The 3,218-nt window shown below is 34.2% G+C and carries 4 protein-coding genes; 3 read left to right on the top strand and 1 reads right to left on the bottom strand.

What is annotated here, in order from left to right; translation table 11 throughout:
* The 3 genes from AC1DJR_RS23290 to AC1DJR_RS23300 form a co-directional block, all read left to right on the top strand.
* Positions 1-610, top strand: a 610-nt coding sequence (locus AC1DJR_RS23290) for an FtsX-like permease family protein (protein ID WP_477003608.1), incomplete at its 5' end; no start/stop codon positions are given.
* Positions 610-1,281: an ABC transporter ATP-binding protein gene (locus AC1DJR_RS23295; protein ID WP_477003609.1), complete on the top strand. Its 672-nt coding sequence runs from the start codon at positions 610-612 to the stop codon at positions 1,279-1,281. The genes AC1DJR_RS23290 and AC1DJR_RS23295, both read left to right, overlap by 1 nt.
* Before the next feature lie 186 nt (positions 1,282-1,467).
* Entirely contained in the window at positions 1,468-2,505 is a 1,038-nt protein-coding gene (locus AC1DJR_RS23300) for an SDR family oxidoreductase (RefSeq protein WP_477003610.1), read from the top strand.
* Between the two features lie 59 nt (positions 2,506-2,564).
* Here the strand turns inward: AC1DJR_RS23300 and AC1DJR_RS23305 are convergent.
* On the bottom strand, positions 2,565-3,218 hold a 654-nt coding region (locus AC1DJR_RS23305; protein ID WP_477003611.1), incomplete at its 5' end, for a DUF4240 domain-containing protein.

Raw genomic sequence — 3,218 nt, forward strand, 5'->3', positions numbered from 1 at the left:
GTTATCACCTATGCCAATTGATAGATATGAAAATTATGAAACAATGTTTTTAAGATTACATCAAAGTACAATTATGACTTTAAAAAAAGATGCAGATGTAAACAAACTACAAGAAACGATTCAACTGAAGGGAAACAATGCTACTTTATACTTGAAAAATTTAGGTGATGAAATAAATATAGATGTTACTAGTAGTATGGATACGGAAATAATCGAACTTATAGTAGGAAGTCTACTTATTTTATTTATCATAGCGGGAATTATCGTAACTACAATTGTTTCTATCATGATGAGAAGGAGAGAATTTGGTATTAAGATGGTTCTTGGGGAAAGTAAGTTAGGGATGTTCATTCAAATTGTTTTAGAAAACATATGTATTGCGATAGCTGGTATGTTTTTATCCCTAGTGTACTTTTCATGGAGATATGAGACTCATCTACAAGTTTCGAAGGACTTTAATATGGCATCTGTACTAGATATAAATTTAAATATGCCTATTTTATTTTTTGTATTCCTATTCTTACTACTGATTATCATTATTTCAAATCTCATTGTCTTCTTGTTTATTAGAAAACTTGAACCGAAAACATTAATAGGGGGGATGGAATAATGGGTTTAATTGAACTAAAAGATATTAAAAAGGTATATAGTAATAAGAATCATAACACGTTCGCGTTAAACGGTATAAGCTTAACGATAAATAAGGGCGAAATTATAGCGATAATGGGGCGATCAGGCTCAGGAAAAAGTACATTATTAAACGTTATAGGGTTAATTGATATGCCAAGTGAGGGGGAATACTCCTTAAATGGAAAAACATTAAGTGAAATTAGAGTAAATAAAGTTCATAAAACAAGAAATGAAATGATCGGATTTGTTTTTCAATACTTTGCGCTGTTAAAGGAACATACTGTACTTGATAACGTAGCACTACCGCTAACATTTAGAAAGCTAAAGCAACGGGAAAGAGAAAATAAGGCGAAGTTCTATTTAGAAAAAGTAGGTTTAAAAGAACAAATGCATAAAACACCGGACGAGCTATCAGGTGGACAACAGCAGCGAGTCGCAATTGCTAGAGCGTTAGTGGGCGAACCAAAAATAATTTTGGCTGATGAACCGACTGGGAATTTAGATAGAAAAACAGGAGAAGAAATTATGAACTTGCTATTACAGCTGAATGAAGAAGGACGAACGATTATTATTGTAACGCATGATATTGAAGTAGCGAATCAGTGTAATAGAATTATTGAGTTAGTTGATGGGGAAGTTGTGCGGAGTTAAAGAATTAATTAAGATACATAAAAACAATTGCTTTTTATTTAAGAATCCATGTTGATTTGTTTTTTAACATGGATTCTTTTTTTGTAGAATTAAAATTGAAGTAAAACAACAAATCTACCGTAACTTTTCACAACAAAAAATCGTTAAACAAAAGAAWAGRTTTTTAATCACGAATGGGGGAGAACCATGAAAATTCTAATACTAGGTGGTACACGATTTTTAGGAAGAGCATTTGTAGAAGAGGCTTTAAAAAGAGGGTATGAAGTTACATTATTTAATCGCGGAACAAATAAAGAAATTTTTCCTGAAGTAGAGCAGCTAATCGGTGATAGAGATGATGATGTTTCAAGTTTAGAAAATCGAAAATGGGATATGGTCATAGATACATGTGGATTTTCTCCTCATCACATTAGGAATGTAGGAGAAGTACTTAAAGATAATATAAAGCACTATACATYCATCTCAAGCCTTTCCGTATATAAAGATTGGATCCCGCATCACATAAAAGAAGATTATAAATTACTACCTGAACCACCAAGTGATAAGGTAAAAGCTGTAGAGAATGGTGAAATATCTCCTTATGAGTATTACGGTGCGCTTAAAGTATTATGTGAAAAAGAAGCAGAGAATTATTGGCCGGGTCGTGTTTTACATGTAAGAGCAGGACTTCTTTCAGGAATGTTTGATTATACAGATCGGCTTCTATACTGGATTGGGCGTGTAGAAAAGGGAGGAAAAGTGTTAGTTCCGGGAAGGAAAGACCGTCCAGTGCAGTTCGTTGATATAAAAGACGTCGCAAGCTTTGGACTAAACATGGCAGAAAACAATAAAACGGGTACATTTAATGTAACGGGTCTGAATTATGAATTGACGATGGAAGAACTATTAAATACGTGTAAAAAGGTAACGAATAGTGATGCTGAATTCGTTTGGGTAGATGAATCATTTATAAATGAACATAAAGTACAGCCATGGACAGAGATGCCATTATGGCTTCCCGAAACTTTTGCATTAGAAGGTGAAACGAAGCCGTGGAAAGGTGGATTTTCTATTAATATAGAGAGCGCAGTTAAAGAGGGTCTTACTTTTAGAAGGTTAGAAGATACTGTTAAAGACGTGTATGAGTGGATGAGAGAAATGAAAGGTAGGGAATTTAAGGCAGGTATTTCAATTGAAAGAGAAAAGGTGCTGTTAGATAAGTGGTATGAAATAAAGAGAGCTTAAATAGGAATCTTATGAAAAAAGGACTCTGTCTATTGGTTAAACAGAGTCCTAATATTCATCTACCACTCAATCGGTTCTTCCCCGTACATTTCCCATAGCTTAGGAAACATCTTTTTCAAACCTACTTCGTCATCTTCATCCCAGTCTAACTCGATATCAACTTCCTCAAATTCTTCATTTGATAAGACATGGTATAGTGTAAAGTATGTATCATCTTCATCCCCAGTCTTCTCCATATATACTTCTTGTCCGAAATATAGTGTAAGTTCTTCTATTTCTGGAACATCATACTCGCTCAAATTTTCTAATACAGGAATTAACCGTTCTGGATCTTCAATACACACTTCGTATGTTTCTTTTCCTTGATATAATAACCACCCGCGGAAGTAATCAAAACTATCATCCGAACAACCGCCCATAATTATACAAGCAGCCGCCCATAAGTGAGACGTATAGGAAGCTTTTAAAGTACGATGCATATGTGTGTCAAAAGCTACAATTTCATGTACTGTACGTTTAGCAAGGTGAGAAGTGAGCCATTCTATTTGTTCTTCTTGGTCTTCGCCTTTCGATTTTGCACGAGCGAGTAGTTCCCAAAATTCTTCTTCTGTTATCGTTTTTTCTTTTATGTAATCTTCCCCTAGAATAGGGTCGGTATATCCTTTTTTTCGTTTGGAAGCGATTAGTTTGTTAGCTTCTTTTATGCATTCTTC

The sequence above is a fragment of the Bacillus sp. 05T31 genome, from assembly GCF_056396725.1.